Below are 25,290 nucleotides of genomic sequence, written 5' to 3' on the forward strand. Positions count from 1 at the left end.
CCCAGCCTGCACGGTGCGGCGGTCCGGTACATCTCGTGCGCGCCGCGTGCCGGACCGGTGGCCGGGTACTCCCGGAGTGCTAGGGATGGTCCCGTGGACTGGTTCGCGGAGAGCGGCGGATGGCTGGGGCGGCTGGTGTTCCAGCGGATGCTGGCCGTGCTGTACCTGGTGGCGTTCGTGGCGGCGGCGCGCCAGTTCCGGGCCCTGATGGGCGCGCGGGGGATGACACCGGTGCCGGACTTCCTGCGGCGGGCACCGTTCCGCAAGGCCCCCTCGGTCTTCCACTGGCGCTACTCGGACCGGTTCTTCGCCCTGTGGTCCTGGGCGGGCGCCCTGCTGGCCGCGGCGGTGGCCGCCGGGGCGGCGGACGCCGTGCCGCTGGGCGCGGCGATGGCGATGTGGGCGGTGCTGTGGGCGATGTACCTCTCGATCGTCAATGTCGGGCAGACGTGGTACGGCTTCGGCTGGGAGTCGCTGCTGCTGGAGACCGGCTTCCTGGCCGTCTTCCTCGGCAACGACGACACGGCGCCGCCGGTCCTCGTGATGTGGCTGCTGCGCTGGCTGCTGTTCCGGGTGGAATTCGGGGCCGGTCTGATCAAGATGCGGGGCGACCGCTGCTGGCGCGATCTGACCTGCCTCGACTACCACCACGAGACCCAGCCGATGCCGGGGCCGCTGAGCTGGTTCTTCCACCGGCTGCCCAAGCCGCTGCACCGCGTCGAGACCGCCGCCAACCACGTCGCGCAGCTGGCGCTGCCGGTGCTGCTCTGCACGCCGCAGCCGGTGGCCACCTGGGCGGCGCTGGGCATCGCCGGGACGCAGCTGTGGCTCGTGCTGTCCGGCAACTTCGCCTGGCTGAACTGGCTGACCATCGCCCTGGCCCTGTCCGCCGTGGACGCCTCCCGGATCGCCGGAGCGCCCGCGTACACGTCCGCCGCTCTCCCGGTCTGGTTCGCGGTGCTGACCGTGGCCGTCACCGCGTTCGTCGCCTACCGCAGCTACCGTCCGGTACGCAATCTGCTGTCCCGGCAGCAGCTGATGAACACCTCGTTCGACCCGCTGCACCTGGTCAACTCCTACGGGGCCTTCGGCAGCGTCACCCGCGTACGGCGGGAGATCGTGATCGAGGGCACGGACTCGGCGGTGGCCGCACCCGACGCGGTCTGGCGGGAGTACGGATTCCGGGGCAAGCCGGGCGGGGTGCGGCGGCTGCCGCGCCAGTTCGCGCCGTACCACCTGCGCCTCGACTGGCTGATGTGGTTCGCGGCGCTCTCCCCCGCCTACGCGCGCAGCTGGTTCGGGCCGTTCGTGGAGCGCCTGCTGGAGAACGACCCGGACACGCTGCGGCTGCTGCGCCACAATCCGTTCCCGGACGCGCCGCCGGCGCTGGTGCGGGCCCGGCTGTTCCAGTACCGCTTCACGACGTGGCGGGAACTGCGGGAGACCGGAGCGTGGTGGCACCGTACGGAGCTGCGGGACTTCCTGCCGCCGACGAAAGCAGTTCCGCGCGAAACGCGATGACCATGTCCCGGGCGTGCCGCAGCCCGATCCTCCCGAAGTCGCGCTCCAGCTCGTCCAGTTCGGTGAGCGTCCGGTCCTTCGAACCACCCATCCGGGAGCGGGACTTGACCAGCCCGAGGCGGGAGAGGGCACTGCCGCGCGGTTCGTGCATGTCGTCGAACTCGCGCAGCGCCCCGGCGTAGACCGCGGCCGCCTCGGCGTAACGCCCCGCCCGGAACAGGACGTTGCCGCGCATCTTGTGGTTGTAGGCGAGGGCGCTCGCGAGGTCCATGGTGCGGCAGATGGTCTCGGCCTCGCCGAGCAGGGCGAGGGCGCGCTCCGTCTCGCCCTGTACGGACAGTACGTCGGCCACGCCGCGCAGGGACCAGGCGCGGCCCCGTGCGTCGTCACCGTCGGCGGCTATCCGGGCGGACTCCTCGAACAGCTCCAGGGCCTTGGCGTACCCGCCGGTGTTGCGGTGCATCTGGGCGATGCCGGACATCGCCCACACCATGTGGCGGGCCTCGCCGTGGGCCCGTGCCTGTTCGAGCAGCTGCTCGTGCAGGTCGGCGACGGCGGCGTAGTCACCCTGTATGCGGCCGGTCTCGGCGAGTCCGGCGAGGGAGTAGCCGTGCGCCTGGCGGTCGCCGCCCTCGTCGGCGAGGGTGACGGCCAGCGCCAGCAGCCTGCGGGCGAGCGCGAGGGCGCCGCACTGCCGGGCGAGGGTGCCGCCGCTCCACAGGGCCCAGGACATCGCGCTCCGGTCACCGGCTTCGCGGGCGCTGCGGTAGCTGTCGCGCCAGGCCGTGCGCGCGTCGTCCACGCGCCCGAGGCGCCGGTTGGCTTCGGCGGCGGCGAGCGAGGCACGTGCCCGCTCCAGGTCCGTGCGGGCGGTGCGGCGCGCGCGGCCTGCCGTGGCGAGCACGTCCTCGTAGGAGGAGTTCACGTTCAGGGCCGCGCCGACCGCGCCTTGGTACTCCGGGGCGAATGCCTTGCCGTACATGTGTTCCGTGGCCTCCTGATCGCGCAAGTGCTTGATCACGAAGCTACGAGCAGACGGGGGTACGGCGAATCCCTCCACGGATTGGTCGTGCCGTATGCCTCCGGTCCTACGCGAGGGGGACCCGGTCATCATCGGGGTGTACGGGACACCCCGCCCTCGGGCCGACCCGCCCGGCCCGGCTCCCCCACGTCGCGGGCGCACCGGCAGCACCCCGCGGGCGCACCGGCAGCACCTCGCGGGCGCACCGGCAGCCGAAACACTGCGGCAACAGTCCCGCAGGATTGCGCCGATAGCGTCGGCCCGCATGAGTACGGGAACATCACGGGAGACGGCGCCGGCCACCGCACCGGACGGCGGGCAGACCGGCGGGGAACTGCGCAAGGACCTCCAGCGGCGCCACATGAGCCTGATCGCGCTGGGCGGTGTCATCGGCGCGGGCCTCTTCGTGGGCAGCGGCGTGGTCATCCGGGCCACCGGCCCGGCCGCCGTGCTGTCGTTCCTCGCGGCCGGTCTCCTCACCGTCCTGATCATGCGGATGCTGGCGGAGATGACGGTGGCCCGGCCGGCCCTCGGCTCGTTCTACGCCCATGTGCGCGAGACCCTGGGGCACCGCGCCGGGTTCACGGTCGGCTGGCTGTACTGGTACTTCTTCGTGATCGTGGTGGCCGTCGAGGCGGTGGCGGGCGGCCGGATCGTACGGCTGTGGCTGCCCGGCGTGCCGCTGTGGGCCGTCAGCCTGGCGCTGATGGCGCTGCTGACCGCGACCAACATGGTCTCGGCCCGCTCCTTCGGCGAGTTCGAGTACTGGTTCTCGTCGGTCAAGGTCATCGCGATCGTCGTGTTCCTCTTCCTCGGCGCGCTGTACCTGACCGGGCTGTGGCCGCACGCCCACGGCGGCCTGGAGCAGCTCACCGCCTCCGGCGGCTTCGCGCCCGAAGGCGTCGGCGCGGTCCTGGCGGCAGTCGTGCCCTGCGTCGGCTTCTTCACCGGCGCGGAGATCGTGACCATCGCGGCGGCCGAGTCGGTGGAGCCGGAGCGCGCCGTGGCGGCGGCGATCCGCTCGATCGTGCTGCGCGTGGTGGGCTTCTACGTGCTGTCGGTCCTCGTCGTCGTGGCGGTCGTGCCGTGGACGTCCCGGGCCGTCGAGGTCAGTCCGTACGCGGCGGTGCTGGACCGGCTGGACGTGCCCGCCGCCGCCACCGTCATGAACGCCGTCGTCCTGATCGCGGTGCTCTCCTGCCTCAACTCCGCGCTGTACACCTCGTCGCGGATGCTGTTCGCCCTGACCCGCAACGGGGACGCGCCGCGCGGCTTCACCCGGCTCAGCCGGGGCGGGGTGCCGCGCCGGGCGCTGCTCGCCGGGACGTCCGCCGGCTATCTGTCGGTGATCGCGGCGTGGGCGTCCCCCGACGTCGTCTTCCGGTTCCTGATCAACTCCTACGGTGCCATCGCCCTGTTCGTCTACCTGGCCATCGCGGTCGCCCAGATCCGCCTGCGCCGCAAGCTGGAACGCGAGGAACCGCAGCGGCTGACGCTGCGGATGTGGCTGTTCCCCTGGCTCAGCCGGGCCACCGTCGCGCTGATGGCCACGGTGATCGTGGCGATGGCCGTTCTGCCGGACAGCCGGGCGCAGTTCTGGCTGAGCCTGCTCACGGTGGGCGTGGTCCTGGCCGCCTACGAGGTGCGGCGGCGGCGCTCCGCCGGGTGACCGCCCGCCGGAGCCGGTACGCGCAGGCCGTCCGCGGCGCCACGGACGGCCTGCCGGTGCCCACCGCTTCCCGCGGCGGTCCGCCCGCCCCCAGCCGGACCGCCGTTCCATGGGAATCCGTTCACGGAGAATTCCCGGGAGGGTGGGAAGGAAATGCGTACCGCCGGCCCTTACGGTCAGCCCGTACGGTCAGCCGGTGCGGGAATTACGGACGGCGAGCCGCGTGCCCGGGTAGATGATATTCGGATTCGCGCCGATCACCTGGCGGTTCAGCCGGTAGAACTCCTGCCAGCCCCAGCCGTAGGCGTACGCGATTCCGCTCACCGTCTCCCCGCGATTGACCACGTGCCCGCCGGATTTCCGCTGGGGCCTGGCCTTGTACTGCTGGTGCCGGCCATAGTCGCTGCCGTACCGCTGCTCCCGGTGCCGGGGGCTGCGCAGCCGTTCGCGGTACCGGCCGGAGTTGTTCGTGCGGGCCTGCGTGCCGGCGCGCGGCGCCGACCGGCGCGCTTCGGAGTGCGGCGCGCTCTGCCGTGCGCCGGACGAGCGCAGGCCCAGCCGGGCCGAGCAGGCCGGCCACGCGCCCCAGCCCTGGCGCGCCAGGACCCGTTCCGCGACCCTGATCTGCTGGGCCCGGGAGGCCCGCGACGCCCGGGAGGCGTACTTGCCGCCTCCGAAGGAACGCCAGGTGGAGTGGGCGAACTGCAGCCCGCCCGAGAAGCCGTTCCCCGTGTCGGCCCGCCAGTTGCCGCCGCTCTCGCACCCGGCCAGACGGTTCCACGTGGCACCGCTGCGGGCCTCGGCCGGTCCGTCGGCCGCCACGTTCAACGCGCCGGCCGCCAGCAGGACCGCTGCCGCCGTCGCCCCCCGGGCCCCGCGCCCCCGGACCTCACCGCGTCCGCTCGTTTCCGTTCCCTGAGGAAATTCCATCGACGTGCTCCCGTCGCTCACCGCCGGTTTCCCGGCGGCCATGGGGATGCATGACGACCCGCGAACACACGCCATTTCCCGGCTTTTCCGCGGAGTCTCCCCCGCGTTTTCACCGAAAGCCTGCGCCGCGTTTCCCGGCCCGTCATGAATTCGACGAGTAAGAGACAACCACGGCCACGGACGGCACCGGCAGAGCGCGCGGTAGCGCCGCGGCGGTACGGCCTGCCCCCGCACCGCCGGAGTGGGGGCCGACGACTCCGCATGGCGCCCCCCTCTGCCGGGTAGGGGCGCACCTCCGGAGGCGGAGCGCATGGCCTGCACGGGCGTATCGAGCGCTTGTCCGAGCTGGGGGTCCCGGTGGAGCGCATCCGGGGGCTCGGGGCACGCGCCGCGGGGGTCCGCACGCACCGCGCACGGGCCCCAGGGGCGGCGCAACGCCGCCATCCGTACGGAGGGTTTGGGTCCGGTGCGCAGGCCGCCGGCCGGTACGGGCGGCACCGGCCGACGCGGAGGGCCCCGGCCGGTGCGGAGGGCCCCGGCCTGCGCCGCCGCATCACATCGGTACGAGTATCACATCAGCACGCGCGTCACATCAGCACGCGCGTCACATCGGTACGAGCGTCACCTCGGTCGCCTTCACGCTCACCCAGACCTCGGTGTCCTCCGCCAGGCCGAGTTCCGCCGCGGCCTGCGGGGTGATCTCACCGACCAGGTCGGGCACCTCCGGCGACCCGACCAGGACCCGCAGCCTGCTGCCGAGCGCGGTGATCTCCCGTACCCGTCCCGGCCAGACGTTGCGCGGGCTGCCGGAGGGGCGTGCCCGGTGCACGGAGACCGCTTCGGGGCCGATGACCGCCAGCGCGCCGGTGCCCGCGGGCAGCGGGTCGGCGGCCACCAGCCGCCCGGCGCCCGCGAGCCGCAGCCCGTCGCCGGTGGCCGTGCCCGGCCAGGCGTTGCGGCCGAGCATCCGTGCCACCCACGGCGAGCGCGGGTGCCGGGTCACCTCGGCGGGGGTGGCGTCCTGGAGGGCCTGCCCGTCCTCCAGGACCAGGACGCGGTCGGCGAGCGAGACGGCTTCGACCGGGTCGTGGGTGACCATCAGGCAGACACCGCCGAAGCCGGCCAGGTGCTTGCGCAGGGTGTGCCGGACGTGCGCGCGGGTGCTCTGGTCGAGGGCGGCCAGGGGTTCGTCGAGCAGCAGCAGGCGCGGGCGGGCGGCCAGCGCGCGGGCCAGCGCGACCCGTCCGGCCTGGCCGCCGGAGAGCTGGGCGGGGCGGCGGTGCGCGAGGTGGCCGACGCCGAGCCGGTCCAGCCACTGCTGGGCCTCGCGGCGGGCCTCGGCGCGGCCGGTGCCATGGGCGCGCAGTCCGTACGCGGTGTTGCCGAGGGCTGTCATGTGGGGGAAGAGCGCTCCGTCCTGCGGGACCCAGGCGACGCCGCGGCGGTGCGGCGGCAGGGCGGTGACGTCCCGCGCGCCGAGTGTCAGTACGGCGTGCGCCCGGGGGGTGAGGCCGAGCAGGGCGCGCAACAGCGTGGTCTTCCCCGCGCCGTTGGGGCCCACGACGGCGATGGTGGTGCCTGGGGCCGCGTCGACGGTGAGCTGGTTGAAGCCGGTGACGTCCGCGTGCAGCGGCCACCGCCCGGTGCGGGAGCCGTCGCCGGGGCCGCCGGGAGCGGTGGGGCCCTCGGCGGCGGCTTCGGCGTGCGCGGGGGTGGCGGCGGGCGGGCCCGGGGAGGCGGTCGTGCCGGACGCTGCGGATGCGCCGGTCATGTGGTCGTGCCACGTGCCGGCGGCATCCGGCGCTCCGCCGCCCTTCGCGTCCGTACGCGTCACCGCGCCGCTCGTGCGCCCCCGGACCGTGCCGCCCCCGCCCGCCCACCGGCCGCGCAGCGCGACGAGGACGGCCGTCGCGATGACGAGCAGCAGGAGGGAGACGGAGGTGGCGGCCTCGGGGCTGTCCTGGAGGAGCAGGTAGACCTGGAGGGGCAGGGTCTGGGTGACGCCCGGCAGGTTGCCCGCGAAGGTGATCGTCGCGCCGAACTCGCCGAGGGCGCGCGCCCAGGTCAGTGCCGCACCGGCGGCGAGCCCGGGGGCGATCATGGGGAGGGTGACCGTGCAGAAGACGCGCAGCGGCCCGGCGCCGAGCGAGGCGGCCGTCTCCTCGTAGCGCGCGTGCAGCCCGGCCAGTGCGCCTTCGAGGCTGATGACCAGGAAGGGCATCGACACGAAGGTCGCGGCGACGACCGCGCCCGCGGTGTGGAACGGCAGCTGGATACCGAACCAGCTCTCCAGCCAGCCGCCGAGCAGGCCCCGCCGCCCGAAGCCGAGGAGCAGCGCCACACCGCCGACGGTCGGCGGCAGCACCATGGGCAGCAGCACCAGGGAGCGCACCACGGACTTGCCGGGGAAGTCGACGCGCGCCAGCAGCCAGGCGAGCGGCACGCCGAGCAGCAGGGACAGGCCGAGCGCCCAGAAGGACACGACCAGGGAGATCCGCAGGGCTTCGGTGACGTCGGGGGAGGTCAGGTGGGTGCCGAGGTCACCCCAGGACGTCCGGGTGAGGATGCCCGCCATGGGCATCAGGAGGAACGCCACCGCCAGGACGGCGGGCAACGCGAGGGCCAGGGGCGCCCGCAGGCCCGGGGCGGCGTTCCGCCGCGGCGCGGTCACGGCTTCTGGAAGCCCGCGTCGCGCAGGATCTTCTGTGCCTGCGCGCCGCCGAGCCACTTCACGAACGCGTCGGCCTCCTTGGCGTGCTGCGAGACCTTGAGCGTGGCCGCCGGGTACTCGGCGATGGCGTTCTGCTCGTCCGGCACCTGGACGGCGTCCACCTTGTCGGGCGCGGTCATCGCGTCGGTGGCGTAGACGATGCCCGCGTCCGCCTCGCCCAGCTCGACCTTGCTCAGCACGCCGCGCACGTCCTGTTCCTGGGAGAGCGGCTGCACCTTGATGTGCTGCCGGTCGAGCACCTTCTTGCTGTAGCGGCCGACGGGCACGGCGGGCGCGGCGAGCACGACCTTGAGCTTGTTGGTGGAGGCCAGGTCCTTCAGGCCGGTGATGTGCTTGGGGTTGCCGTCGGCGGTGGCGATGACCAGGCGGTTCTTGGCGATGGTCTGCGGTTCGCCGGTCTTGCCGTGCAGCCCGTCCATGGTCCTGGTGTCCGCCGTGACCAGCGCGTCGGCCGGGAAGTCCTGGTTGACCTGGGCCGCGAGCTGCTGGGAGCCGGCGAAGGAGAACTTGACCGTGACGTCGGGGTGTTCCTTGTGGTACGCGTCGGCGGCCTTGGCGAAGACGTCGGTCAGGGACGCGGCGGCGAGCACCTTGACCGTGGTCTTGCCGGCCGCGGCGGACGAGTCGTCGTCGCTGCCGCAGGCGGCGGCGAGCGGGGCGAGGACGGCGACGGTCAGGGCCGCGGCGGTGGCGCGGCGCCGGGTGACACCGAAGGTGCGGGACATCGGGATCGGCTCCTTGGGGCGCGGGGTGCGACGCGCGTCAGGCGCGGTCGACATGGACATTGGTCGACTTCACGCGGGCGGTGGCCTGCACGCCGACCTCCAGCCCGAGTTCCTCCACCGCTTCCCGTGTGAGGAGGGAGACCAGCCGGTGCGGACCGGCCTGGATCTCCACCTGCGCCGCCACGTCTCCCAGCTTGATCGCCGTGACGATGCCGGGAAAGGCGTTGCGGACCGAGGTGTGGGAGGTGTCGTCCTCCGTGGTGCCGTTCTTGGCGAGTTCGGTGGAGAACGCGGCCAGGTCGCGGCCGTCGATCAGCCGGCGGCCGGATTCGTCCCGGTGGGTGGGGACCTTGCCGGCGTCGGCCCAGCGGCGGGCCGTGTCGGGGCTGACGCCGAGCAGGCGTGCGGCCTGGCCGATCGTGTAGGACTGCATATGCGGCACCGTATGGCAGATGTGCTCTCATCTGCAATTAAGCCGTGGGAAAGCACCTGGCATGTGCGAGCCCTCTTGGAGGATGCGCCAAGACCGGCCGTGGTGTGGATGACCGGTGCCGCGGCACGCCGGGAGCGTGGCGCGGGGGCGCAGACCGGACATACCCGGGGGCGGAGCGTCGGACGTGTGGGCGAAGCCGTACTCTTTTGGGAGGGTTTTGGGAGGGCGTGGCGTCATACGGAGGGAGCGCGAACCGATGGGTACTCCTACATCTTCAGCCCGTTCCGCGGTCCGCGGCCGGTCGATCATGAAGAGGCTGCGGCCGGAGGCGGCGCGCGGCGACGTGCCGCCGGTGCACGAGCGCCCCGTCCTGCACACGGTCCCGCACTCCTCCCCGGACCGCCCCCTCCCCCTGCGGCTCGCCGACCTCGCCGTCGCCGCCTGTACGGCGCAGACGGTCCTGGTCCCGAAGCCGGACCCGCTCGCGCTGCACGCCGCCGAGCTGCTGCACGCCCCCTTCGCCTCCATGGCCGAGGCCGCCATGGGCCGGCCGCTGGACCGGCGGCTGCGCGAACAGCTCGGGCGCCTGGGCCGGGCCGGTGAGCAGCGCGCCCTCACGGCGGGTGCGGGGGCGCCCGGCAAGCGGGGCGCACTGTGGTCCGTGGGGCTGCTGGTGGCCGGCGCCGCCGCCACGAACTGCCGCTCGGACGTGGCGATCTGCGAGGCGGCGGCCAACCTGGCCCGCCTGCCGGACGGCGGCGCCCCCGCCGCCAGCCGGTCGCCCGGCGGCCGTGCCCGGCAGTACTACGGCGTACCCGGCGCCGTCGGCCAGGCCCGCTCCGGCTTCCCGAACGTGCTGGGCGTGGCCCTGCCCGCGCTGCGCCAGTCCCGCGCGGCCGGCGCCTCCGAGGTGACGGCCCGTATGGACGCGCTGCTCGCACTGCTGTCCACGGTCGACGACACGACGCTGCTGCAGCGCGGCGGTTCACAGGGCCTGCTGTCGGTGCAGATGGACGCGCGCGACGTGCTGTCGTCGGGCGGTTTCGGCACCCCGCGGGGACGCCGGGCGTTCGTCCGGCTCGACGCGCGGACGACCCGTAACGGGCTCACGGCGGGCGGCAGCGCCGCGCTGCTGTCGGCGACCCTCTTCCTGGACTTCCTCTTCGAGGGCCGCTGACGTTTTTCAGGGCGTCACGCACTTCGAGGGCCGCTGACGGTTCTCAGGGCGTCACGTACTCCGAGAGCCGCTGACGGTTCTCAGGGCGTCACGTACTGCCGCAGCAGCTCGCGCAGCTCGGCCTCGAAGACGTCGTAGCGGCGGCGCAGTTCGGCGCCCGGCCAGTCGGCGGGCAGCAGGGCGTCCGGCAGCAGCGGGTCCGCGAGGAGGTGCCGCAGTACGGCGGCCGAGACCGTGAAGCGCCCGGCCGGTGACGCGGCGCCGGACAGCGCGGCCAGCAGCGCGCGGGCCCGCGCCGCCCAGCCGTCCAGGTCCCACAGGCCGCGCGCCAGTGCCGCCGGGTCGCCGTCCGGGGCGCCGGTGAGCAGGGTGCACTGCCGGGCGACCACGGCCGGGCGGGGGCGTTCGAGGTTGCCGGGGCGCAGCCAGGTGCCTTCGCGCAGTTCGGCGAGGCGCAGTTCCGCCATGGCCTGGCGCAGCGCGGTCCGTTCGGCGGCCGGGCGCGCTTCGGCGGTGACCACGGCGATCTCCCAGCCGCCGTCCCAGCGCCGGGTCCGCGGCGTACGGCTCTCGTCCTGCCGCGCCTGGCGTTCCAGCAGCCGCGCGGTGAGCCCGTACGTGCCGTCGTCCTGCTGGAGGTCGCCCGCGGCGACCATCCGGGACAGCGCGACACGGACGGTGCCCTCGGCGATGCCGAAGAGTTCGCCGACGCGCACCAGGGCGCGGGCCGGGAGCCGGGGCGGGTGGTGGCCGAGGAGGGTGCTGAGGACGATGGAGCGGGCGGTGAGCGGCCGCAGGCCGAGGCGCTCCGTGTCGTCGCGTACGGAGCGTACGGAAGTGTCGTGGTCCATCGGCCGGAATCCTAAGAGGCGGTGCCCGGCGGGGCGGTGGCGGCCGCATCTGCCGTCCGGTCCCCGGCCTTCTTCTCCAGCTTCTCCAGCTTGTCCTTGTTGTCCATCTCCCACCCGAGGAAGGAGAACAGCACGATCAGGATGCCGCCGCAGACGATCGCGCAGTCGGCGATGTTCATGACGCTGAAGCCGCGTACGTGGATGAAGTCGACCACCGCGCCCTGGAAGTCGCCGGGGGTGCGGAAGAGGCGGTCGGTCAGATTGCCGAGTCCACCGCCGAGCAGCAGGCCCAGCGCGAGGGCCCAGGGGACGCTGTAGAGCTTGCGGGCCAGTCGGACGATCACCACGGCGACGGCCACCGCGATGACCGTGAACAGGAGGGTCGTCGCCTCGCCGATGCCGAACGCCGCACCGGAGTTGCGCATCACCCGCAGCTCCAGCCAGTCGCCGAGCACCTTGACGGGGGCGCGGTTCTCCAGCTCCGCGACCACGGCCAGCTTGCTGCCCAGGTCCAGCAGGTAGGCGGCGCCGGCCACCGCCAGGAGCAGCGGCACCCGCCGTCTGCCGCCGGCGCCCTCCGCGCGGTCCGCACCGCGCTCCCCCGTGGTCCGGCCCGGTTTCGCCACGTTCAGTCCCCTCGAAGTCCATCGGTCGGCCTCCACCTTAAGCGGGCCGGGCGCCGGGGCCGACCCCGGTGATCGCGGTCCGCCATCCCGTTACACGCGCCATTACACCCTTCCCGCGCCTGTACGAATTCTGTAACGTCCCCGGTATGACCGTCACCCATGAAGTCGAGAATCAGGCGCCGCCGCTGACCGGGTTCAGTACGGCGGACGACCCGGCCCTGCTGGAGGCGCTGCGCCGCGCGGACGCCGGGTGGGGCGAGCCGGAGGTGCTGGAGCTGGGCGCGCTCGCCGGGACGGAAGCGGTGCAGGAGCAGGCCCGCGCGGCCGAGGAGCACCCGCCCCGGCTGCGCACCCACGACCGCTTCGGCCACCGGATCGACGAGGTGGAGTTCCACCCCGCCTGGCATCAGCTGATGACCGTGGCGGTGGAGCGCGGGCTGCACGCCGCGCCGTGGGCCGAGGCCCGGCCCGGCGCCCATCTCGTGCGCGCGGCCAAGTTCTACGTCTGGTCGCAGGCCGAGCCGGGGCACGGCTGCCCCATTTCCATGACGTACGCCGCCGTCCCCGCCCTGCGCTCCGAACCGGCGCTGGCCCAGCAGTACGAACCGCTGCTGGCGGCCCGCTCCTACGATTACGGCCTGCGGCCCCCGCTGTCCAAGGCGGGCCTGATCGCGGGCATGTCGATGACGGAGAAGCAGGGCGGCTCCGACGTCCGGGCCAATACGACCCGGGCGGTGCCCGCCGGCGACGGTACGTACCGCGTCACCGGCCACAAGTGGTTCACCTCCGCTCCGATGAGCGACGTGTTCCTCGCGCTCGCGCAGACGGCGGAGGGGCTGAGCTGCTTCCTGCTGCCGCGCGTGCTGCCCGACGGCACCCGCAACGGGATGCGGCTGATGCGCCTGAAGGACAAGCTGGGCAACCGCTCCAACGCGTCCTCCGAGATCGAGTACGACGAAGCGGTGGCCTGGCCGGTCGGCGAGCCGGGGCGCGGCGTGCGGACCATCGTCGAGATGGTGAACATGACGCGGCTGGACTGCGTGACCGGCACGGCCGCCGGGATGCGCGCCGGGCTGCGGCAGGCGCTGCACCACACCACGCACCGCCGCGCGTTCGGCCGCGCGCTGGCCGAACAGCCGCTCATGCAGGCGGTGCTGGCGGACCTGGCGATCGAGTCCGAGGCGGCGACGACGCTGGCGATGCGGCTCGCGGCCGCCGTCGACCGGGCGCAGGCCGGGGACGCGCACGAGGCCGCGCTGCGCCGGCTGGGGCTGGCCGTCGGCAAGTACTGGGTGTGCAAACGGGGCAGCGCGCACGCGGCGGAGGCCCTGGAGTGCCTGGGCGGCAACGGGTACGTGGAGGAGTCGGGTATGCCGCGGCTCTACCGGGAAGCGCCGCTGCTGTCGATCTGGGAGGGTTCGGGCAACGTCGCCGCGCTGGACGTACTGCGGGCCCTCGCCAAGGAACCGGCCGCGCTGGACGCGTACTTCGCCGAGGTGGACGCGGCGGCGGGCGCCGACCGCAGACTGGACGCCGCCGTCGCGGGCATCCGCAAGACGCTCGGCACACTCGACGATCCGGAGCGGGCGCAGCGCGCCGCCCGGTCGCTGGCGGAGCGGATGGCGCTGGCACTGCAAGGCGCGCTGCTCGTACAGCACAGCCACCCGGCGGTGGCCGACGCGTTCTGCGCCTCGCGCCTCGACGGGGAGTGGGGGAACGCCTTCGGGACCCTGCCCGCCACGGCCGACCTGGCGGCGATCCTGGACCGGGCGCGGCCCGTGCCTCCCGCGGGGGCCGCCGGATGACCGGCGAAGGCCCGGAGGGCGGGCCGGAGCGCACGGTACGCGTCGAGCGTGCCGGTCCGGTGACGACGGTCATCCTCTCCCGGCCCGCGGCGCGCAACGCCGTGGACGGCCCGACGGCGCGCCAACTGGCCGACGCCTTCCGCGCCTTCGCGGCGGACGACGACGCGTATGCCGCGGTCCTGTGGGGTGAGGGCGGCACGTTCTGCGCGGGTGCCGACCTCAAGGCGGTCGGCACCGAGCACGGCAACCGGGTCGCGGCGGACGGCGACGGGCCGATGGGGCCCACCCGGATGCGCCTGGACAAGCCGGTGATCGCCGCGGTGAGCGGCCACGCGGTCGCCGGCGGGCTGGAGCTGGCCCTCTGGTGCGACCTGCGGATCGCCGAGGAGGACGCGGTCTTCGGGGTGTTCTGCCGCCGCTGGGGAGTTCCGCTGATCGACGGCGGTACGGTACGGCTCCCCCGGATCGTCGGCACCGGCCGGGCCCTGGACATGGTGCTGACCGGGCGGCCGGTCGGCGCGGCCGAGGCGCTGGGCATGGGCCTGGCCAACCGGGTCGTACCGGCAGGCCGGGCCCGCGCCGAGGCCGAGGAACTGGCGGCCGGACTCGCCCGCTTCCCGCAGGCATGCCTGCGCAGCGACCGCGCTTCCCTCCTGGCCCAGGAGGGCCTCCCGGAGCACGCCGCCATGGCCGCGGAACTCCGGTACGGGGGCAGCGTGCTGGCGGACGCGATGCGGGGCGCGGCGCGATTCGCTTCGGGGGCGGGCAGGCACGGGGCGATGGACGCGTAGGGACGGAGAGGGGCGGGCCGCCACGGGAAGCGGTGACGGTCGGCCGAAGCGCGAGCGCCCGGGAACCACCTCGCCGCCACCCAGAGGCAATGTTGAACACGTTCAACCCGTCACGTACTGTCTGGCGTGACGGGTTGAACGTGTTCAAATCGGCGCCGCGCCGGGTCTGGGGGCATCATGACCACACTGGTCGATCTCATCGTCGTGCTCGGCATGTTCGTCGTGGTTCCGACCGGGCTCGCCCTGATCGACGAACCGGGCCTGCGGCGGCTGCGGCGCCACTGGTTCGTGGCCGCCACGGCGGGCGCGGTGGCACTCTGGCTGCCCCGCGGGGCCGCCGCCACGGCACTGGCTTCCGCCTACGCACTGGCCACCCTTGCCCTCGCGCTGCACGCGCCACGCAGGCTGGCCCGCACCCGCAGCCTCGCGCCGGGAGAGATCGCGGTGCTGACGGCCCTGGTCACCCCGGCCGTCGCGGGCACCGCCCTGGTCGCCGAACGCTCGGGCCACCAGCTCTTCGGCTTCGACCTCCAGATCCTGTCCCTGACCGTGCCGCACTTCCACTTCGCCGGATTCGCCGCCGCCCTGGTGGCGGGGCTGGTCTGCCGCGCCGCTCGCCCCGGGAGAGCCGGGCCGCTCGCCGCGCTCAGCGTGCCGGTGGGGGCCCTGCTCGTCCTGGCGGGCTACTTCGTCGACGACTGGGCCGAACTGGCCGGCGCGGTGGTCCTCACCGCCGGCATGTGGCTGGTCGCCCTGGTCACCTGGCGCGACCTCCGTACGACCACACCGGACCGGACCACCCGGACCCTGCTCGGCGTCTCGGCCGCCGTCCTCGTCGCGACCATGCTGCTGGCCCTGAGCTGGGCGCTCGGCGAGGCAACCGGCCTCCCGCACCCCACACTGGCATGGATGGCGGCCACCCACGGCCTGGGCAACGCGCTGGGCTTCGCCCTGTGCGCGCTGCTCGCCTGGCGCCGCCTCAGGGACGAGGCCGCCACCCACAGCCCCGCACCCTCTGTCCCCGCCCCCGGCCCCACCGCAACCGCAACCGCAACCGCAACCGCAACAAAGGAAGCAGGAACCCCGGCATGACATCCGGCACCCCCACTCCCTTCAACTACTCCGAGGAAGGCGCCACCCGGCGCCACCCGCTGCCCGGCGGATACCGCCACCTGCACGAGGCGACCCACCTTGGCCACGGCCGCGCGGTTCTCGAAGCGGCGGGCCACGCGGTCACCACCTTCCGGATGCACCGCGCGGCGGGCGTACGGGTCCGGGCCTCGGCCCAGGAGGCCGCACCGGGCGTCCTGGTGAAGTGCGCCCTCGGCCTCGGGCCCGCACGGCTGTGGGCGCCGTGCCGCGTGGTGTGGAGCGAGTACGACAGCGAGCGCATCGGCTTCGCGTACGGCACGCTGGCCGGCCATCCGCAGCGCGGCGAGGAGTCGTTCGTGGTCGAGATGCGGCCCGACGGCGCGGTGTGGTTCACCATGACGGCCTTCAGCCGGCCCGGTCGCTGGTACACGCGGCTCGCCGGGCCGGTGGTCCCGGTGTTCCAGCGGCTGTACGCCCGCCACTGCGGCCGCACGCTGCGCCGGCTCGCCACCGCCGGCCGCTGACGGCGCCCTCGGCCCCGACACACCGCCCTCCCCATACGTCCACATGGCCTTCATCGCTCCGTCACCAGTTGCCCCTTTCTCCATGAGAAAACCCAGCCATGTGCGACGACGAGCTGATCCCGCCGCAGGCGGACCTGACCGAGGACCAGTGGGTGCGGACGGCCGGGCCCGGCCTCGCCGACACCGCCGTACCGGACGACACCCCGGACAGCACACCGGACGGCACCCAGGACGGGCCGCCCCCGGCGCGCGGTGTGCACCGGCGGACACTGCTGGGCGGGGCGGTGGCGGGCGCGGCACTGGCCGCGCTGCCCTTCGGCACGCGGCAGGCCGCGGTCGCCGTGCCGCGTGCGGACGCCCCCGGGCGGTTCCCGTTCCCGTCCGCGCCGGGCCCGTCCGGCGAGTACGCGGTCCTGATCACCGGTGACGCGGGGACGGGCAAGGAGGAGCAGTACGCGGTCGCGGCGGCGGCCAGGGAGATCTGCCGCGCCGAGCACGTCGGGCTGGCAGTCGGCCTCGGGGACAACATCTACGAGAACGGCCCGGAGTCCGGCCACGACACGGAGTTCCAGGAGAAGTTCGAACAGCCCAACACCGGTATCGACGTGCCCTGGCTGATGGTGCTGGGCAACCACGACTGCTCGGGGCTGATTCCCGGCAGCGGCGGAGACCCGTCCCGCGGCGACCACGAAGTCGCGTACGCCGCCACGTCCCGCCGCTGGTACATGCCGGACCGCTACTACAGCGCCGCCCTTCCGGAAGGCGGCACCCAGGGGGAACCGCTCGTCGAGTTCTTCGCGCTCGACACCAACCCGCTCGCCTCCACCGTCACGCAGACCGACCCGCACTACAGATGGAACGGCCCGTACATACGCGAGCAGCGCCGCTGGCTCGACACCGCGCTGAGCGCCTCCCGCGCGCGCTGGAAGGTGGTCCTGGCCCACCACCCGTACCTCAACAACGGCAAGCACGGCAGCGCCGGCGCGTACGACGGCTTCGTGATCGGGCACTACACCAGCGGCATCCACCTCAAGGAGCTGTACGAGGAGGTGGTGTGCGGCCGCGCCGACCTGATCATGTCGGGCCACGACCACACCCTGCAGGTCCTGGAGCCCACCGACCGCACGCGCGGCACCCGGCAGATCGTGTGCGGCGCCGCCGCCAAGACGAGCGACGGCAGGGCGCACTTCACCCACCCCGCCGCCTGGCAGGACTTCGCCCGGCACGGATTCATGGTGCTGAAGGTGTCGGCCGGAGCGATGACGCTGGACGCGTACACGGTCGACACCGCGACGAAGAAGGCCCGGCTCGCCCACCGGACACGGACCACCAGGCCGGTCGCGGCGGGGGCAGGGGTGCCTGTGGGGACGAGCCGCTAGGCGTCGTATTCCCTGTCGTCACATTCGGCCTGCCGCGGGGCCCCGTCGGCTCGTGAGGCTGTTGCCCAAGGTGATGTGCCCAGGGTGACGTGCCTAGGGTGAGGGCGTGGACGACATCGACACACCGGAATGGGCGGACAACCCTCGCCTGAAGCGCTGGCTGGACTCCCGGCGCTCCGCCTTCCCCCAGTGGGCCCTTGAGCAGGGAGGCCGTTGGGACTTCTCCGTGGCCTCCCTCGGCCGGCTCGAAGAACTGGTCAAGCGCCGGTACCCGTCGTACGAGGCGGCCGAGTCCGGCAGCCGCAGCGCCTTCTCCTCGGTGGCCGCCTGGTACCTGGGGGAAGTCCTGGTCCACAGCCATGGCCTGGTGTGGCGGTGCGTGCCCGAGGAGCCGCCCGCCCCGCCGGTGGCGGGCGGCCGGCCGCTGGTGTACGCCGACCGGTCGACGATTCCCGCTGCGGCGCTGGAACTCCTGGACGAGGACGCGGAAGCCGGCGGGGAAGACGACGCGATTCCCTGGCAGCCGGTCATCGACCCGGCGGCCACGCTCCAGGGCGTCTGTGCGCAGGAGGCGGACTGGAGTCTCGCCTACTGGGCACAGGCCTGCGCGGAATTCCGCCGGTGGGGCGAGACCGCGAGCCGGTGACCCGAGTCGGGGAGGGAACCGGCCGCCCGCCCTCAAGGAGGGCCGGTTCCTCTCGGCCTCACCTGGGGTAGTTCACCACGTTGGCCACGTTGCTCTGGGCGTTCGACGGCCCGCCGGTCCCGTTGATCACGTGATGGATCGTGCCCGTACCGCCGAGCGAGACGGTCACCATGTCGTGGAACCGCACCCCCGGCGAGTCGGGCACCTCGAAGGCGCGCTCGGCGGCCACCGACCGGTTGACGTTGAAGTAGCAGTAGCTGCCCAGCCCCCACGCCTCGTGCTGCTTCACGCCGTCGCCGACCTTGTACGCGGCGTACCCCTTGGTGCCGCCGTTCATCCAGGAGGCCTGGTCCGGCGGGTCGTAGGGCATTTCGTTCTGGTAGAAGTACGTCCGGCCGCGCTCGCCGTTCCAGACGGTCTGGTGCTTCTGGTAGTGCTCGACGAACAGGCCGTACATGGTGACGTCGGAACCGTTGACGGTCAGGCCGTTGGCGGCGGTGTTGGTGCGCCAGCCGACGCCGTCACCGTGGTCGGCGCGCCAGATCCACAGGTGGTCCCCGATCACGTCGGAGCTGTTGACCACCAGGCTCTTGGCCGCCTTGCCCGCACCGGCGCCGCCCACGCGGAAGAAGACGTCGTGCAGCGAGGTGGGGTTCGCGGTGTGCCGCGCGCCGGAGCCCTGCGGGCCGACCTCCATCAGCGAGGGCGAGTTGCCGGTGCCCGCGTCGATGAGCAGCCCCGCCAGCTTGACGCCGTCCACGTCCGCGACCGACAGCGCCGTGACGCCGTTGTCGGGTACGAAGGTGGCGAGCCCGAGGCCGAGCACGACGGTGTCCGGGCGGGTCACCTTCAGGGTCCGGTCGAGGTGGTAGACGCCCGGGGTGACCAGCAGGTGCTTGCCTGCCGCGAGCGCGCTGTTCATCTGCTGGGCGGTCGCGCCGGGCTTCACGATGAAGAAGTCGCCGATCGGCAAGGACGTGCCCTTGGGCGCGCCGGCCGACCAGCTCGTACCTTGGGAGTTTTTGCGCAGCGCGGGCACGAACACCTTGTAGGCGCCGGCGCCGTCCACGTACAGGAACGGCTTCTCGCGGGAGACCGGGGTGCGGTCCACGCGGGTGTAGGGCGGGTGGGGGAAGTTCCCGGCAGGTGCGTTCTTCGCGCCGACGAAGACCATGTTCCAGTTGGAGCCCTGCCAGCTGCCCCATTCGGTGTTGCGGGACAGCCATTGCTGCTGCGAGCCGGAACGGACCTGCCCGTCGACCTTGGTGTCCGCCAGCAGGCCGCCACTGGACCAGCCGCCGTCGTCGAGTTGCAGGTCGCCCCGTACGTGCATGCGGCGGTACGGGGCAGCCTGCGAGACGGCCCAGCGGTCGGCGCCGCCGGTGGGTTTGACGGACAGGTTCTCGGCCGACCGCCAGAAGTTCTGCGTGGCGTTGCCCTGGAACCAGTCGGCCTCCGCGTGCACGGCGCCGTTGATCCGGGTGTCGTCCGGGCCCAGGCCGAGGCCCGCGACCTGCGTATAGAAGCCGACGTTGGCGTCCGCGTCGTACGTTCCCGGCTTGAAGAGGAGCGCGTGCCGGGCGCCGCCGAACTGGTTCTTCTCCTGCTGCTTGAAGACCTCGTCGAGCGCGCCCTGGATCTGCGACTTGGGCATCGAGGGGTCAAATATCCGCACGTTCGGCCCGAAGTCGGGCTCGGCGGCAGCAGCGTCGGCGCTCTGCGCGGTCAGCGCGGTGGCGCCCGCGCCGAGCAGCACGGCGAAGGCGGTCGCCAGCCGTCCGAACCGCGTCCGCGTACGTGTCCCCGTACGTATCGGCGTCCGTGCCCGTGCCCGTGCCCGTGTCCGTGCCCGCGTGTGTATCCGCATCCGTGTCCTCCTGCCGGTCGTCATCGTCCCGCTCCCCCGGCCCACCCGAAGGTGGCCGGGGCCCCGGCGGGCCGGTGCGGTCACGGCCGGAGTCGGACGCGGCTGTTCACGGGCCATATGGTTCGGGAGTTGAACGTGCCACGTCAAGAGGTCTGCACCAATGAGCAGGCAGCCACGCGACCCGTCGGCGAAGGTTGACCGGAAAACACCCCGAATTCGCCCCGCACGTTCGACAATTGAACGAACGACAGCCGCCCCGCATGCCTGACCTGACCTCACCTACCCGACTTCACCACCGGCGCCGTACCCCCGAAGCAGTGCGCTCAGGATGCCGGTCAGCCGGGGGGCGACGTCGACGAGGGCGTGGGCGAGGTCCGGGTCCGATGCGTAGAGGCGACGCAGTTCGGTTCCCGGGGCTGCCATCTGCCACAGCGCTCCGGCCATCGACGTGGCCGTGGCGACGACGTCACCGGCCTGTGCCGGACTCAGCGCGGCGGTACGGCACAGCGCCTCGCCCACGGCCGCGACCTCGGCGAGGGCGGTCAGTTTGAAGGAGCGGACGCTCTCCAGCGAGACGTTGCGCTCCAGGTTCATCGGCGTGTGGGCGAGCAGGTCGCAGAACAGGGGCCGCGCGACCAGCGACTCGGCCAGCAGCCCGGCGACCGCGCGCAGGTGAGACCCCCGGTCCATGCCGTCGTCGGCATCCGTGGCGTCCTCGCGATCCGTGCCGGGCGCCGCGCCGCCGAGTTGTTCGCGCACCGCCTGCGACCACTCCGTCCACCCGGCGGCCGCCAGGCGCAGGAAGATCTCTTCCCGGGTCTCGAAGTAGCGGAGCATCGCCGACTTGTGCATGCCGACCTCCGCCGCGATGTCGGTCAAGGTCACCGACCGGATGCCGTCGGCCGTGGCCAGCCGGGTCGCCGCGTCGAGGATCGTGGCCTCGCGGGCGCGCTTGGCCTCGGGGCTGCGGGCTCTTGAGGACTGACTGCGGCCGACCATGCCCACACTCTAACGCAACCAGGTTGCACTATTAACGAAACCGTGTTTCGCTACGGCCATGACACCCCAGACGTGGTTCATCACCGGTTCGTCACGCGGCTTCGGCCGCTCCCTCGCCATCGCCGCCCTGGAGGCGGGCGACCAGGTCGTGGCCACCGCCCGCAGGCCGGAACAGCTCACCGACCTGGTCGAGCGGTACGGCGACAAGGTCCTGACGGTCGCGCTGGACGTGACCGACGCCGCCGCGGCGTCGGCCGCGTTCGACGCCGCCCGTGACCGCTTCGGACGCGTGGACGTGGTCGTCAACAACGCCGGTTACGCGAACGTCGCCCCGGTCGAGACGGCTCCGCAGGACGACTTCCGCCGCCAGTTCGAGACGAACTTCTGGGGCGTGTACCACGTCTCCAAGGCGGCCCTGCCCCTGCTCAAGGCGCAGGGCGGCGGTACCGTCGTCCAGTTCTCCTCCATCGGCGGCCGGGTGGGCGGCAGCCCCGGCCTGGGCTCCTACCAGGCGGCCAAGTTCGCCATCGACGGCCTCACCCGGGTGCTCGCCGCCGAGACCGCGCCGTTCGGCATCCGCTACCTGGTCGTCGAACCCAGCGGCTTCGCCACGGACTGGGCCGGTGCCTCCATGGAGATCCAGGACGTGCCGCCGGAGTACCGGGCGACCGTCGGCGCCTTCACCGACCGGGCCCGCGGCAGCCGCACCGCCGGCGACCCGGACCGCGCCGCCGGCATCCTGGTACGCGCCGTCAAGCGCGACCGCCTCCCCGGCCACCTGCCCCTGGGGGCCGACGCGGCCCGGATGGCGCTCGACCACGCACGGCAGCAGATCACCGAGGCCGAGGCCTGGCAGGCCGTCTCCGTCTCCGCGGACTTCGGCTCGGCGTACCCCGTCGAGCTCCCCGCATACGCCGAGTAGACAGACCGCCGGTCGCCGTCAGTCCCGCGGTATCCCGAGGGCGCGGACGAGGTGGGGCAGGGCGCGGCGGGCCAGGGGGGTGGGGTCGGCGTCGGTGGTGGTGTGGGTGACGCGCATGGCGGTGAGGCCCTCGTACAGAGCCACGACGAGGCGGGCGAGGGCGGTGGGGGAAACGTCGGGCGTGTGCCCCGAGGACTCCAGGCAGCGGCCCAGGATTTCGGCCAGGCCGGTGTTGAGGCGCTCCTCGTGCCCGGCCAGGGCGCGCGCGACGTCCGGGTGGCGCGCCGCGTGCAGGGTGAACTCCATCGAAACCAGGAACCAGGAGCGCTCCTGCGCGTCGTGCGTGGCCAGGAGGTCGAAGACGCGCGCCACCGGGTCGGCGTCGTCCGTGAAGGACTCGGTCTGGTGCCGCAGTCCGGACAGGAGCCGGTCGGTGTGCGCGTCGTACAGGGCGAGGAACAGCTCTTCCTTGTCCCGGAAGTTGGAGTAGAAGGCGCCGCGGGTCAGCCCGGCCCGCTGGACGATGTCACTGATCGACGTGGCGTGGAAGCCGCGCTCGGCGAAGAGGGCGAGCGCGCTGTCGGTGAGCGCGGCGACCGTGGCCGGCCGGCGCTTGGTGGGTGACTTGGGCACGTACCGCTCCCTGCAGGTGATGGTTCCTCCCGAAGGGTACGTGCCCGCCCGTTCCGGGCCTGCCGTCAGCCCTGCCGCTGGTAGTCGTCGTAGAAGCCGGCGCCCGTCTTGACGCCGAGACGGTTCGCGCCCACGTACGTCCGCAGCAGTTCACGGGGCCCTTCGGGCAGCCCGGGGCGTTCGGCGGCGTAGTGGTTCTCGATGTCCAGGACGACGTCCAGGCCGATGGCGTCCATCAGGCGGAACGGTCCGGCCGAAGCACCCGTGTTGACCTGCCACATGCGGTCGATCTCCGCCGGAGTCGAGACGCCGTCGGCGACCACGGCGAGGCTTTCCCGCTTCATGGCGGCCCAGACGCGGTTGAAGATGAAGCCGGTGCTCTCCCGGCGGGCCTCGAACGGGTGGATGCCGTAGTCGGGCAGCACCTTCAGCAGCAGTTCGACGGCGCCGGGGTCGGTGTGACCGCAGGACATCACGTCGGCGGCGTTCTGCCGGGGCGGCATGTAGAAGTGCAGGTTCAGCAGGCGCGCGGGGGTGCGCACACTGTCGACGAGGTTGCTCGTCGCGTAGGACGAGGAGTTGCTGGCCAGGATGGCGTCCGGCTCGGCGAGCGCGTCCAGGTCCGCGAAGAGTCGCTTCTTCAGGTCCAGACGCTCCGGTACGGCCTCGATGACCAGCCAGGCGTCCGCGAGGGCAGGTGTCAGATCGGTCACGGCCTCGACGGTGCCCGGACGGCCGCCGTCGATCGTCTTCAGTACGTCGGGCAGCTCGCGGTCCACATAGGCGCGGGCCGCTTCGCCCGCTTCGGCGGCGGGGTCGTAGATGCGGACCAGGCCGCCCCGGGTGGCGAACATCAAGGCGATACGGCGGCCGAGCGTGCCCGCGCCGATGACGGCGACCGGCCGGTCCCGGTGGCTGGAGGGAAGGGTGAAGCTCATGGCTGGCTCCTGTCTAGTGGCCCCGCCGCGGGTGCGGGTGCGGGCCGGAACGCGGGTGGATGTAACACCCAACTTCTCGATACAGTGTGTATCCGATACACCTTGTATGCAAACGAAGGGGCGTCCGCCGCCCTCCGCCCGCCACCCTCCCGAGGAGCACCCCATGCGCGCCGACCAGGTAACCGCCGCAGTCACCACCCCCCTGACCGTCCCGCTCTACCCCCCGCGGCCCACCCGCTTCACCGACCGCGAGTACGTCAACGTCGTCTACCGGACCGATCCGGACGCCCTGCGTGCCGTGGTCCCGGAGCCGCTGGAGATCACCGAGCCCCTCGTACGCTTCGAGGTCATGCGCATGGGCGAGGTGGACGGCTACGGCCCGTACACGGAGTGCGGCCAGGTCATCCCGGTACGTCACGGCGCCGAGCACGGCGAATACCTGCACGCCATGTACCTGGACTCCTTTGGAGCCACCGCCGCCGGACGCGAGCTGAGCGCCTACCCGAAGGTCGCGGGCGAGCCCGCGCTGCGCCACGAGCGCGGCGCCCTCATCGGCACCCTCGACTACGGCAGCGAACGCGTCGCCACCGCCACCATGGCCTACAAGTGGCAGCCGCTCGACCCGGAAGAGGCCCGCGCCCAGATCACCGTGCCCGCCTTCGCCGTCAAGACGGTCCCCGGCTACGACTTCCGGCCCCGCGTCTGCGACCTGGTCCGTATGCAGATCACCGACATCACCGTGAAGGAAGCCTGGCGCGGCCCGGCCCGCCTCCAGCTCTTCGAGCACGTCATGGCCCCCCTGGCCGACCTCCCCGTACACGAGGTCGTCAGCGCCAGCCACATCCTGACCGACCTCACCCTCGCCCCCGCCGAGCCGGTGCACGACTATCTCGCGGCCTGAGTCCCACCGTTCCAGCGCGGGCCCACGCTCACGGTGAGGTGGGTGACTGGACCGCACCGGGCCCATCCCTCCGGACAGGCCCGTTCGGGCTTACCAAGACGAGGGGGGCGAGGTGCGGGTGACGACGGAAGGAAGGTGCCCGCTTTCGAGCACCTGCCGCGACAGGGCCAGCCCGAAATGCTCACCAATGGCTTGGAGGGCCCTGCGCTTGGCTTCGTGAGGCGATAGTTCCTCGTCGTCGCCGAGCAGGTCTTCGAGGGAGTCTTCCGGCGCGATGGCCCCGACCGCTTCCAGGGCTGGGCGCAGCAGGTCGGGCTGGGCACCGCTGGGGTAGTAGCCGGCGCCCAGCTCGAAGTGCAGCTGCAGCTCCCCATCGGCAAGGTATCGGAAGAAGGAGGGCGGGTCGTCCGGCCGCGGGTCGAAGACCAGGACCTCGGCACCGTCTCGGGAGACTGCCGGGTCGAGAGCCCACCCTTCGCTGCCTCCGGACTCCACGATGAACGACCAATCGCCGCTCTGGCCGAGACGGCCGACGCAGTAGATCTGTGCAAGGTCGACCAGGGCGGATGCTTCCCGGCCGGTGAGGACCGTACCGATCTCGACCGGTTCATGGTCGGATATGCGTTCGGCGAGCTGCTGGGGACTGAGGCCGCGGGCGCAGGTGATGTAGAGGTCGCCGGCGTTCAGGTGGGTGCCGCGCCAGGCGTCGGCGATCCAGGCAAGATCTTCGGGCACTGCTGGTTCCCTCTGTTCGTGACGTAGAGGTGGTGGGGCACAGCGTAGAACTCGTGCTGTGCCCCACCGGTTGTCAGTAATCGGTGAGCAATGTCCTTATGCCGTCTGTCAAGCCGTGAGGGTGACGGCGACGAACAGCGGCCCCTCTACCGGCAGATGCCCGCCGTGCCCGCGCTGCGGCTCGATCTCTCAAGTGCGACATCTCAAGTGCGAGCTGCCCGCTGTCCGGCACTGCTCGCGCGGCTCGCGCAGCGCGCCCAGCCCATCACCGCAATCACGGGAATCACCGCAATCGCGACAGCAACAAGGTGCCCGCAGGACGTTCCCGCCCCTGAGACAAGCCCGCGCCACTTTGTCTACCAGCATCAACAGGG

23 protein-coding genes are annotated in these 25,290 nt (G+C 72.8%); 11 read left to right on the forward strand and 12 right to left on the reverse strand.

Annotated elements, in window-relative coordinates; genetic code table 11:
- The first annotated feature begins 93 nt into the window (after positions 1-93).
- Complete coding sequence (locus A6A06_RS34625; protein WP_073767023.1) at positions 94-1,521, forward strand: lipase maturation factor family protein; 1,428 nt, start codon at positions 94-96, stop codon at positions 1,519-1,521.
- Here the strand turns inward: A6A06_RS34625 and A6A06_RS34630 are convergent.
- A complete protein-coding gene (locus tag A6A06_RS34630) occupies positions 1,418-2,503 on the reverse strand; it encodes a tetratricopeptide repeat protein (RefSeq protein ID WP_073767250.1) in 1,086 nt (361 codons plus the stop codon). The genes A6A06_RS34625 and A6A06_RS34630 overlap by 104 nt on opposite strands.
- A 304-nt stretch (positions 2,504-2,807) precedes the next feature.
- On the opposite strand from A6A06_RS34630, the gene A6A06_RS34635 reads away from it, so the two are divergent.
- Entirely contained in the window at positions 2,808-4,211 is a 1,404-nt protein-coding gene (locus A6A06_RS34635; RefSeq protein ID WP_073767025.1) for an amino acid permease, read from the forward strand.
- Between the two features lie 189 nt (positions 4,212-4,400).
- On the opposite strand, the gene A6A06_RS34640 is transcribed toward A6A06_RS34635, so the two are convergent.
- From A6A06_RS34640 to A6A06_RS34655, 4 genes are all read right to left on the reverse strand, one after another.
- Positions 4,401-5,141, reverse strand: coding sequence for a LysM peptidoglycan-binding domain-containing protein (locus tag A6A06_RS34640; RefSeq protein ID WP_073767252.1), 741 nt, complete (start codon positions 5,139-5,141; stop codon positions 4,401-4,403).
- Between the two features lie 604 nt (positions 5,142-5,745).
- Positions 5,746-7,812 carry an ABC transporter permease gene (locus A6A06_RS34645; RefSeq protein WP_073767027.1) on the reverse strand — a complete coding sequence of 689 codons (2,067 nt, stop codon included), beginning with the start codon at positions 7,810-7,812 and terminating at the stop codon, positions 5,746-5,748.
- Entirely contained in the window at positions 7,809-8,597 is a 789-nt protein-coding gene (modA, locus tag A6A06_RS34650; RefSeq protein ID WP_073767029.1) for a molybdate ABC transporter substrate-binding protein, read from the reverse strand. The genes A6A06_RS34645 and modA overlap by 4 nt, the downstream gene beginning before the upstream one ends.
- A gap of 37 nt (positions 8,598-8,634) precedes the next feature.
- Positions 8,635-9,030 (reverse strand): TOBE domain-containing protein, encoded by a 396-nt coding sequence (locus A6A06_RS34655; RefSeq protein WP_073767031.1) that lies wholly within the window; start codon positions 9,028-9,030, stop codon positions 8,635-8,637.
- Between the two features lie 256 nt (positions 9,031-9,286).
- On the opposite strand from A6A06_RS34655, the gene A6A06_RS34660 reads away from it, so the two are divergent.
- Positions 9,287-10,207 carry a triphosphoribosyl-dephospho-CoA synthase gene (locus A6A06_RS34660; protein WP_079194559.1) on the forward strand — a complete coding sequence of 307 codons (921 nt, stop codon included), beginning with the start codon at positions 9,287-9,289 and terminating at the stop codon, positions 10,205-10,207.
- Between the two features lie 80 nt (positions 10,208-10,287).
- Here the strand turns inward: A6A06_RS34660 and A6A06_RS34665 are convergent, their stop codons facing one another.
- Positions 10,288-11,058, reverse strand: a complete 771-nt coding sequence (locus tag A6A06_RS34665; protein WP_073767035.1) for a PaaX family transcriptional regulator C-terminal domain-containing protein — start codon at positions 11,056-11,058, stop codon at positions 10,288-10,290.
- Between the two features lie 11 nt (positions 11,059-11,069).
- Positions 11,070-11,684, reverse strand: a complete 615-nt coding sequence (lspA, locus tag A6A06_RS34670) for a signal peptidase II (RefSeq protein ID WP_073767037.1) — start codon at positions 11,682-11,684, stop codon at positions 11,070-11,072.
- Between the two features lie 146 nt (positions 11,685-11,830).
- On the opposite strand from lspA, the gene A6A06_RS34675 reads away from it, so the two are divergent.
- The 6 genes from A6A06_RS34675 to A6A06_RS34700 all read left to right on the forward strand — a co-directional run bounded on the left by A6A06_RS34675 (position 11,831) and on the right by A6A06_RS34700 (position 17,921).
- On the forward strand, positions 11,831-13,489 hold the full coding sequence (locus A6A06_RS34675; RefSeq protein ID WP_073767039.1) for an acyl-CoA dehydrogenase family protein: 1,659 nt from the start codon (positions 11,831-11,833) through the stop codon (positions 13,487-13,489).
- A complete protein-coding gene (locus A6A06_RS34680; protein ID WP_073767041.1) occupies positions 13,486-14,280 on the forward strand; it encodes a crotonase/enoyl-CoA hydratase family protein in 795 nt (264 codons plus the stop codon). Before A6A06_RS34675 ends, A6A06_RS34680 begins: the two co-directional genes overlap by 4 nt.
- A gap of 177 nt (positions 14,281-14,457) precedes the next feature.
- Positions 14,458-15,372, forward strand: a complete 915-nt coding sequence (locus tag A6A06_RS34685) for a YndJ family protein (RefSeq protein WP_079194561.1) — start codon at positions 14,458-14,460, stop codon at positions 15,370-15,372.
- Positions 15,369-15,896, forward strand: a complete 528-nt coding sequence (locus A6A06_RS34690) for a DUF1990 family protein (RefSeq protein WP_073767043.1) — start codon at positions 15,369-15,371, stop codon at positions 15,894-15,896. Before A6A06_RS34685 ends, A6A06_RS34690 begins: the two co-directional genes overlap by 4 nt.
- A 98-nt stretch (positions 15,897-15,994) precedes the next feature.
- Positions 15,995-17,275: a metallophosphoesterase gene (locus tag A6A06_RS34695; protein ID WP_073767045.1), complete on the forward strand. Its 1,281-nt coding sequence runs from the start codon at positions 15,995-15,997 to the stop codon at positions 17,273-17,275.
- 106 nt (positions 17,276-17,381) lie between these two features.
- Positions 17,382-17,921, forward strand: a complete 540-nt coding sequence (locus A6A06_RS34700) for a hypothetical protein (RefSeq protein WP_073767047.1) — start codon at positions 17,382-17,384, stop codon at positions 17,919-17,921.
- A 58-nt stretch (positions 17,922-17,979) separates the two neighbouring features.
- Here A6A06_RS34700 and A6A06_RS34705 read toward each other — a convergent pair whose 3' ends face one another.
- Together A6A06_RS34705 and A6A06_RS34710 are read right to left on the reverse strand one after the other, a co-directional pair.
- Entirely contained in the window at positions 17,980-19,788 is a 1,809-nt protein-coding gene (locus A6A06_RS34705; RefSeq protein ID WP_242441102.1) for a coagulation factor 5/8 type domain-containing protein, read from the reverse strand.
- Positions 19,789-20,067: 279 nt separating this feature from the next.
- Entirely contained in the window at positions 20,068-20,787 is a 720-nt protein-coding gene (locus tag A6A06_RS34710; protein WP_073767256.1) for a TetR/AcrR family transcriptional regulator, read from the reverse strand.
- A gap of 58 nt (positions 20,788-20,845) precedes the next feature.
- Between A6A06_RS34710 and A6A06_RS34715 the strand changes: the two genes are divergently transcribed.
- A complete protein-coding gene (locus A6A06_RS34715; protein WP_073767049.1) occupies positions 20,846-21,709 on the forward strand; it encodes an SDR family NAD(P)-dependent oxidoreductase in 864 nt (287 codons plus the stop codon).
- Positions 21,710-21,727: 18 nt separating this feature from the next.
- On the opposite strand, the gene A6A06_RS34720 is transcribed toward A6A06_RS34715, so the two are convergent.
- Together A6A06_RS34720 and A6A06_RS34725 are read right to left on the reverse strand one after the other, a co-directional pair.
- Positions 21,728-22,342, reverse strand: a complete 615-nt coding sequence (locus tag A6A06_RS34720; RefSeq protein ID WP_073767051.1) for a TetR/AcrR family transcriptional regulator — start codon at positions 22,340-22,342, stop codon at positions 21,728-21,730.
- A 65-nt stretch (positions 22,343-22,407) separates the two neighbouring features.
- Complete coding sequence (locus tag A6A06_RS34725) at positions 22,408-23,280, reverse strand: 3-hydroxyacyl-CoA dehydrogenase family protein (protein WP_073767053.1); 873 nt, start codon at positions 23,278-23,280, stop codon at positions 22,408-22,410.
- 163 nt (positions 23,281-23,443) lie between these two features.
- Here A6A06_RS34725 and A6A06_RS34730 point away from each other — a divergent pair, with 163 nt between their 5' ends.
- Positions 23,444-24,181, forward strand: coding sequence for an acetoacetate decarboxylase (locus A6A06_RS34730; RefSeq protein ID WP_073767055.1), 738 nt, complete (start codon positions 23,444-23,446; stop codon positions 24,179-24,181).
- Between the two features lie 90 nt (positions 24,182-24,271).
- Here A6A06_RS34730 and A6A06_RS34735 read toward each other — a convergent pair whose 3' ends face one another.
- Complete coding sequence (locus tag A6A06_RS34735; RefSeq protein ID WP_073767057.1) at positions 24,272-24,916, reverse strand: DUF6461 domain-containing protein; 645 nt, start codon at positions 24,914-24,916, stop codon at positions 24,272-24,274.
- Positions 24,917-25,290 lie beyond the last annotated feature (374 nt).

It is taken from the genome of Streptomyces sp. CB02923, from assembly GCF_001905005.1.
Lineage (GTDB): Bacteria > Actinomycetota > Actinomycetes > Streptomycetales > Streptomycetaceae > Streptomyces.

Bases quoted from the DNA above. Each gene is read 5' to 3' on its own strand.
- A6A06_RS34680 (WP_073767041.1), top strand. From the start codon at position 13,486: ATGACCGGCGAAGGCCCGGAGGGCGGGCCGGAGCGCACGGTACGCGTC.
- A6A06_RS34705 (WP_242441102.1), bottom strand. From the start codon at position 19,788: ATGCGGATACACACGCGGGCACGGACACGGGCACGGGCACGGGCACGG.
- A6A06_RS34675 (WP_073767039.1), top strand. From the start codon at position 11,831: ATGACCGTCACCCATGAAGTCGAGAATCAGGCGCCGCCGCTGACCGGG.
- A6A06_RS34665 (WP_073767035.1), bottom strand. From the start codon at position 11,058: ATGGACCACGACACTTCCGTACGCTCCGTACGCGACGACACGGAGCGC.
- A6A06_RS34730 (WP_073767055.1), top strand. From the start codon at position 23,444: ATGCGCGCCGACCAGGTAACCGCCGCAGTCACCACCCCCCTGACCGTC.
- A6A06_RS34630 (WP_073767250.1), bottom strand. From the start codon at position 2,503: ATGTACGGCAAGGCATTCGCCCCGGAGTACCAAGGCGCGGTCGGCGCG.
- A6A06_RS34690 (WP_073767043.1), top strand. From the start codon at position 15,369: ATGACATCCGGCACCCCCACTCCCTTCAACTACTCCGAGGAAGGCGCC.
- A6A06_RS34685 (WP_079194561.1), top strand. From the start codon at position 14,458: ATGACCACACTGGTCGATCTCATCGTCGTGCTCGGCATGTTCGTCGTG.
- A6A06_RS34655 (WP_073767031.1), bottom strand. From the start codon at position 9,030: ATGCAGTCCTACACGATCGGCCAGGCCGCACGCCTGCTCGGCGTCAGC.
- A6A06_RS34715 (WP_073767049.1), top strand. From the start codon at position 20,846: ATGACACCCCAGACGTGGTTCATCACCGGTTCGTCACGCGGCTTCGGC.
- A6A06_RS34710 (WP_073767256.1), bottom strand. From the start codon at position 20,787: ATGGTCGGCCGCAGTCAGTCCTCAAGAGCCCGCAGCCCCGAGGCCAAG.
- A6A06_RS34635 (WP_073767025.1), top strand. From the start codon at position 2,808: ATGAGTACGGGAACATCACGGGAGACGGCGCCGGCCACCGCACCGGAC.
- A6A06_RS34695 (WP_073767045.1), top strand. From the start codon at position 15,995: ATGTGCGACGACGAGCTGATCCCGCCGCAGGCGGACCTGACCGAGGAC.
- A6A06_RS34640 (WP_073767252.1), bottom strand. From the start codon at position 5,141: ATGGAATTTCCTCAGGGAACGGAAACGAGCGGACGCGGTGAGGTCCGG.
- A6A06_RS34660 (WP_079194559.1), top strand. From the start codon at position 9,287: ATGGGTACTCCTACATCTTCAGCCCGTTCCGCGGTCCGCGGCCGGTCG.
- A6A06_RS34725 (WP_073767053.1), bottom strand. From the start codon at position 23,280: ATGAGCTTCACCCTTCCCTCCAGCCACCGGGACCGGCCGGTCGCCGTC.
- modA (WP_073767029.1), bottom strand. From the start codon at position 8,597: ATGTCCCGCACCTTCGGTGTCACCCGGCGCCGCGCCACCGCCGCGGCC.